This is a genomic window from Croceicoccus estronivorus (assembly GCF_001625325.1).
Classification (GTDB): Bacteria; Pseudomonadota; Alphaproteobacteria; order Sphingomonadales; family Sphingomonadaceae; genus Caenibius; species Caenibius estronivorus.
The window spans coordinates 59,589-66,042 of record NZ_JRQQ01000013.1; the positions used below are offsets into that span (position 1 = coordinate 59,589).

A 6,454-nucleotide genomic window follows, 5' to 3' on the forward strand; every position below is an offset into this window, starting at 1 on the left:
CGGGATATGTGCGACTGTAACAAAGTGTTTCTCTCGGCTTGGGGCGGATTGACCTCCCCCCCTCCGAAGACCAGTTGCCCGGCGCAAATGCGATCTATTAGCAATAGCGCTGAGGGGCACATGACCGATTTTTGCACGACTTTCAACGCCAGGCTGTCCGCCGGAGCCGGAATCTTTGCCATGGGGATGGCGCTTTGCGGCACATCTGCCAGCGCGGAAGAGGGGGCTGCGCTCTCCGCAGAGGAAGAACGCCGGGCGATCGTGGTGACTGCATCCGGTTTTGAGCAGAAAATCACCGATGCGCCCGCCAGTATTACAGTCGTGACCGCAGAGGAAATCCGCCAGCGACCCTACACGACAATGATCGATGCCGTTCGGGACCTGGAAGGTGTCGATGTCGGCGAAACGTCAGACAAGACCGGCCAGCGCACGATCAGCATCCGTGGAATGGGCTCCGACTACACACTCGTCCTGATCGATGGAAAGCGGCAGAACAACCACGGCGATATCTATCCGAACAATTTCGGGGGCAATCAGTTCAATCACATTCCGCCGCTGGACACGATCGAGCGGGTGGAAGTCATTCGCGGCCCTGCCTCTACGCTTTATGGTGCGGATGCCTTGGGGGGCGTCATCAACATCATCACCAAGAAAGTGATGGATCGCTGGACCGGCTCAGCCACGTTTGGCCGTTCGTTACAGGAAGATTCCAGTTTCGGCGATGACATGACTTTTGACATTGCGGCCAGTGGGCCAATCATTCCGGGAATTCTCGGGCTGAGCCTGCGTGGCTCCATCTACGAACGTCTTGCGTCGAACCCGGAATACGCCCCCGCAGTCGATCCCGACGGCGGCGTTCATATCCGCAGCCTCGGCTTTGGCGGGGGCGGCAAGACTGTCGACAATACAAACAAGAGCGTCGGTTTCTCTCTGAACTGGACCCCGAGCGACAGGCACAGCGTCACTTTCGATTACGATATTTCGAAGCAGAAATATGACAACAAGCCCGACTATGATCCGGAAACAGGTACATCGAGCTATCCTCTCGGCACCGTGGACAGCATTGAACGCATCTGGCTCGCTCGCGGTGGTGTAGTCGGCCCGCGAACCGGCTATGCGGAGCAGCAGAAATTCGATCGCATGAACTGGGCGCTTACCCATCAGGGTGAATGGGGCAGAGTGAAGAGCTTCCTTTCGCTTGCCTATGTGGAAACGAAGAACAAGGGCCGCACCTTGCCGTTTTCAGTGGCAGAGCGTGTGGCCCTCCAGGGACTGTGGGATGCAGCCTGTATCGCGGGCGGCGGTGCCGCCGGTTGCGGCAACGCGTCAATCGACGATCTGACCGACGGCCAATATGCGGAACTGGAGGCGTTTCTGCCGCGGCCCGACCGGCCATTGGAAAGCAACCAATACACGTTGGACGCGCGGTTGGATATTCCGGTGGACGGTGTGCTCGGTAATCACCGGTTCGTTGTCGGCGGGCAATACATCGATGGCGAAATGCTTGACGGCGTGTTTGGGATGGAGGGCAGCGCCGAAGGTTTGAAGGCATTGCAGAAGCAGAAGATGTGGTCGCTTTTTGCCGAAGACAACTGGTCGCCGGTCGATGCGCTGACCATTACCGGCGGGATCCGCTATGACAACCACGATGCCTTTGGTGGCAGGATCAGCCCCCGGCTCTATGCGGTTTATGAACTCTCCCCGAGCTGGACGGTAAAGGGTGGGCTCAGCACTGGCTATAAAACCCCCAAGACTACGGATTTGTATGAAGGCATCACCGGTTTTGGGGGGCAAGGCACCAGCCCCTGGACAGGCAATCCGGACCTTGAACCTGAAACCAGCACGAACATGGAAGCAGCCTTGTATTGGACGGCGCCATCCGGGCGGCATAACTTCAACGTCACCGCGTTTCAGAACGATTTCAAGAACAAGATCGTCAGAACGCCTGTCACCCAAACCTGTGCAGAAACTGGAGGCGTTCGGCCCTGCGCCAATCTGGGTGCATATTGGGAAATCCTGGGGGTCGGCAGCCTCAACCAACCGATCAATATCGACAAGGCCCGGATTCGCGGTTTGGAGGTCGCAGGGCGGTACGAGTTTTTTGACGGACTATCGCTGCGCCTGAATTACACTCTGACGGACAGCGAGCAGTTAAGCGGCGTGGATGAAGGCTTGCCGCTTACGAATTCCGCGAAACACATGGCCAACGCCACATTGGGCTGGAATGTCACTGAAAAACTGAGCGCGCAGCTGATGGGGGAACTGCGTTCCAAGCGCTATCGCGGTGTGGATACGCTTTCCGGAGAGCAACTCTATTACAAGAGCTACAAAGTGCTGCATCTGGGTGCGCAATATCGTTTGAACGATCATGTGACGATCAGTGGCCGCGTGAACAATCTTCTGGACCAGGACTTTACCAGCTACCGTACGATCTTCGTCGACGACGGGTTCGGCGGTTGGGAGCCCAGCTACCAGGACGATTACAACAACAAGGACAAGGCGCGCAGTTACTGGATCAGTGTCAGCGCGCGGTTCTGAACCGGGGGGCAAGGTGAAAACGTGCTGCCGATGTCATTGTTGTAATAATGCAACGAGCGCTGCCCAAAATGCGCAATCATTGGGCAGTCAACCAATTTAGCTGACCAAATTCGCAGCAGAACCGCTATCAGGATATGCATTCTTCCGGATGTGCAAGGGCGCGCCGGTATCTTGATCTGGTTCACAGGGAGTTGGAAGGCTATGAAACTGGCATCACGTTTTCGTGTGAGCACCATTCTGGCATCGATGGTGCTCGCGACCCCGGCTTTGGCGCAGGAAGCGCCAGCTTCGGAAGGCGTTGCGCCAAGCGGTGGTATCGAGGAAATCGTCGTTACCGCGCAAAAGCGTGAGGAAAACCTCCAGACCACGCCGATCGCAATTACCGCGCTTACCGCGCAGAGCCTCCAGACGTCCGGCATCCGGGATATCACCGGCATCGTGCAGGCAACGCCGAGCCTTTATTTCGCTCCCTATCCCAGTTCATCGACCACACTCGTTCTCTACATGCGCGGGCAGGGCGTGGGTGACCCCAACATCATCACTTCTGACGGTGGTGTCGGGCTCTATGTCGACGGAATTTACCAGTCGCGGCCTCAGGCTTCGACCTTCGATCTTGCCGATGTGGAACGCGTCGAAGTGCTGCGTGGCCCGCAAGGTACGCTTTATGGCCGCAACACCACAGGCGGCGCCGTCAACATCATCACCAAGAAGCCCACCGGCGAGTTCGGTGTGAGCGGTCTGCTGTCCGCCGGTAATCTCGATTACCAACGCGCGCTGGTGAATTTGAATCTGCCGCGTTTCGGCGACTTCTCGGTCAAGCTTACGGGTCTTTTTTCGCATCGTGACGGTTGGGCCAAGAATGCCAGCGACACGACGGGCGTGCCCGATGCGCATGATTTCCATGCCGACAAGAAGGTGGCCTTCCGGGGTGCGGTCCGGTTCGAACCGTCAGATTCGGTTACGATCGACTATTCGGGCGATTATGCCGACCAGCGCACGACGCCGGTCCGTTATGTCACCGAAAATGCATATGCGCCGTTCCTGTTCCCCGGCTATTCGTCCGATCCCGAACGCGCCTACCGTCCGGTGTACCTGCCTTACAGTCACGTGAAGTCCGACGGGCATACCCTGATCGGGGAATTCGAGGTCTCCGACAGCCTGACGCTGCGTTCGTTGAGCGCTTATCGCCGGATTCGCTACAGCACCTATCAGGATTACACCGAAGCGTTCCTCGCCCCGTTCTTCGCCTATGACCGGATCAAGTCGAAGACCTACACGCAGGAATTCCAGGCCGTGGGCAACGTGGGCGACCAGCTGAAATATGTTGTCGGCCTCTATTACTTCCACGAAAAGTCCGACCACCTGCTGAATGCCGATATCGGCACAGGAGTGGAAGGCGAACTGCTGATGGTAGACCGGTACACCACGGCAAAATCGACGTCTAAGGCCGCTTTTGGCCAGGTAACCTGGACTCCGGATTTTGCCGATGGCCGGCTCGATCTTACGCTGGGCGCTCGTTATACCTCGGACAAGCGTTCGGCGGATCGTGACCGTACGCAGAACTTCTTCGTGGGTGAGGTTTCGCCTCTGGTCGCCCGGCGTTTCCTGGGTGATGGCTTCACCACCCCACTGGGCACTGTAATCGGCGCCACTGACGTCAAGAACAAGAAGTTCAATCCCTCGGCCACGATCAGCTATCGTCCGACGGACAACACCTCGCTCTACGCCAAGGTGGTGACGGGCTATAAGGCGGGCGGTTCGAACGAGGCCTCGCCGACGTTCACGCGCACATACAATCCGGAATCGGTGACGAGTTACGAACTCGGCTTCAAGTCCGACCTGCTCGACCGCCGGTTGCGTATCAACCTCGCCGGTTACATTGCCAAGTACAAGGATCTGCAGCTGAACATTTCGGCTGATCCGGTGGATGCTTCGCTGGCGGATACGTTCAATGCGGGCGACGCCACGGTGAAGGGTTTCGAAGCCGACATCACGGCGGTTCCCGTCACCGGGCTTACGCTGCAGGCGAACTATTCCTACACCACATCGAAGATCCGCAATGTGCTCGCACCGGAAGGTTCGATTTTCGATCCTGTAATCAATCCGGCTTCACCGGTTGTGGTTGGGGACGATATTTCCGACTATTTCGTCCTGCCGTTTACGCCCAAGAACAGCATCCGTCTCTCGGCTGACTATGTGTTCGGGTTGATCGGACCGGGCGAACTGGCCGCTCACGTCGATTACACCTGGAAAGACAAGGTCTTCACCACTGCGGGTGATGGCCCGGCTGTCCCTCTCAACCGCGATGCGCCGGTCAACCCGAGCTATACGCTGGTCGATGCGCGGCTGAGCTACACGATTGATCGTGGGGCAGGGCAGCATGTCACCATTGGCTTGTGGGGCAAGAATATCCTCGACAAGCGTTATCCGGGTTTCGTGATCGGATCGGGATCGATCCTGACTGGCTATCCGAACCAGGCGATTTCCTATGGCGATCCGGCGACGTACGGGATCGACGTAGGCTTCTCGTTCTAACAGTGGGGCAGGCCTGATCTCACCTCAGGGCTGATGGGCCGAACACGTAACTACAGATTGAAATTGTTGAGGCCGGGGCAGTGATGCTCCGGCCTCAAATTGTTTGCGGGTATCGAAATCTTGCCCTGCGGACTCGTGTTGCCGATCGCCGGTTTCCGGCAGGCATTGTGCGTCAGGGAGAGGTGCCGCATAGTATCGATCAAATGCGCAGGCCTGGTCGGCTGATGCGATCGACAATGCCCAGCGGTGGCCGGACCTGTCCGCGTAGAATTTCGAATTGCCATGTTGTGTAATTTGCAGCCGCTATAGTACTGGACGGTATAGTCCAAGGAAAATTGGACAGACCGGTTATTGGAGAGGAGCGATAGGATGGGGAGAGTTCACGCCAGGATCGGCTTGCTGGCTGCCGGGGTTGCTGCGTTGGGCATGGCCATGCCGATAGCGGCGACTGCTCAGGAAGAGCCGTCCGTGCCGCCGGTGCAACTCCAACGGCATGCACCGGCGGGTGCTCCCAATGTGGTGCTTGTCCTGCTGGATGACGTTGGCTTCGGGGCCAGTTCTGTTTTTGGCGGTCCGGCGGCTACGCCGACACTCGACGAACTGGCGAAGGACGGGCTGCGCTACAATCGCTTCCACACCACCGCGATCTGTTCACCTACCCGGGCTTCGTTGCTGACCGGGCGCAATCCACACGCAACCGGTATTGGTGCGGTAATGAACTCGGCGGATTCACGCCCTGGCTATTCGGGTTTCCATGCGAAGGACACGGCCACGATCGCCGAAATCCTGCGGGAGAACGGTTACAGCACGGCTGCATTCGGCAAATGGCACCAGACCCCCGATTGGGAAGTCTCGCAGAGCGGGCCGTTCGACCGCTGGCCGACTGGTGAAGGGTTTGAGAAATTCTACGGCTTCCAGGGCGGCGAGACCGACCAGTTCGATCCCACACTCTATGAGGGGACAACTCCGGTCATGCGTCCGGCCGGGGATGACTATCACCTGACGGATGATCTGGTGGATCATTCGATTGCCTGGCTGCGTGCTCAGAAGTCGGTAACACCCGACAAGCCGTTTTTCCTCTACCTTGCAACCGGCGCGACCCATGCGCCCATTCAGGTGCCGGAAGAGTATATCGAACGTTATCATGGGCAATTCGACCAGGGTTGGGATAAGCTGCGTGAGGAGATATTCGCGCGGCAGAAACGGCTGGGTGTCATTCCAGCCAATACCAAACTGACGCCTCGCCCCGACAGTATGCCCGCCTGGGACAGCCTGGCAGCGGATCAGAAACGCTTCGCGTCCCGGCAGATGGAAGCCTATGCCGCATTCCTCGCCCATTCCGACGATCAGGTCGGTCGCCTGGTGGACGAGCTTAAGGCAA

The 6,454-nt window shown here is 58.1% G+C and carries 3 protein-coding genes; all 3 read left to right on the forward strand.

Annotated elements, in window-relative coordinates:
- Nucleotides 1-120 precede the first annotated feature (120 nt).
- Nucleotides 121-2,538 (forward strand): TonB-dependent receptor domain-containing protein, encoded by a 2,418-nt coding sequence (locus MB02_RS16310; protein WP_067540297.1) that lies wholly within the window; start codon nt 121-123, stop codon nt 2,536-2,538.
- A gap of 201 nt (nt 2,539-2,739) precedes the next feature.
- Nucleotides 2,740-5,073, forward strand: coding sequence for a TonB-dependent receptor (locus MB02_RS16315; protein ID WP_067540300.1), 2,334 nt, complete (start codon nt 2,740-2,742; stop codon nt 5,071-5,073).
- Nucleotides 5,074-5,442: 369 nt separating this feature from the next.
- The coding region (locus MB02_RS16320) for a sulfatase-like hydrolase/transferase (protein ID WP_235829556.1) at nt 5,443-6,454 on the forward strand (1,012 nt) is incomplete at its 3' end.

What these genes read in the sequence shown, in the direction of transcription:
- MB02_RS16310 (WP_067540297.1), top strand. Translation starts at nt 121, where the DNA reads ATGACCGATTTTTGCACGACTTTCAACGCCAGGCTGTCCGCCGGAGCC.
- MB02_RS16315 (WP_067540300.1), top strand. Translation starts at nt 2,740, where the DNA reads ATGAAACTGGCATCACGTTTTCGTGTGAGCACCATTCTGGCATCGATG.